This window comes from Methylobacterium sp. WL6, from assembly GCF_008040095.1.
Taxonomy (GTDB): Bacteria; Pseudomonadota; Alphaproteobacteria; order Rhizobiales; family Beijerinckiaceae; genus Methylobacterium.
Genome location: NZ_VRVH01000670.1, coordinates 1 through 584, shown reverse-complemented (window position 1 = coordinate 584; position 584 = coordinate 1). Strand labels below are relative to the sequence as shown.

At 68.7% G+C, this 584-nt stretch carries 1 protein-coding gene; it reads right to left on the bottom strand.

Translation table 11 applies throughout. The features are described 5' to 3' along the window. The coding region (locus FV230_RS29100; protein WP_281408349.1) for a carbohydrate-binding domain-containing protein at positions 1-584 on the bottom strand (584 nt) is incomplete at both ends.

Below are 584 nucleotides of genomic sequence, written 5' to 3'. Positions count from 1 at the left end.
CGGGCGCGGGGATCACTGGCGTAGCGGGTACTGTGACGACCGATGTCGCGGGGGTGTGAAAGTCCGCGCTGCCGTTGTTGAACATGTTGGCGACGCCGCCGCTGTTGTAGCCGGCATGGTTGTCGGCGGCGTCGCCCGCCAGGGTCTGGCCGTTGAGGCTGACCTGATGGACGTAGAGGTTGCGGTCGGCCGTCGCGCTGCCGCCGTAGACGTCGTCGAGGAACTGCACCGCGATGTCGTGCGCACCCGTGCCGAACTGGCCCGTGAGGGTGATGTCCTGCGTCTGGCCTGCCGCATGCGACGCGCTGGTGGTGAGTGTGCCGCCGATCTGATGGCCGTCCACCAGCACCTGGAAATGCGGATCACCCTGGTAGCTGTCACCCGACACGCGGAAGACGAGGGTGTCGAGTATAGCAGGGGACGGCACTGGGGCCGCGGTCATGTAGGCGGCGCTGGTCGCAGCACCCGCGTTGCCGGCGGCGTCGACGACGCTCACCGTCACCGTCCCGGCGCCGATCGGGGTGGCGACAGCGGCGGTAAAGCTGGTGCCGCTGACGCTGGCCAGGGTGTCGACACCGTTGAGG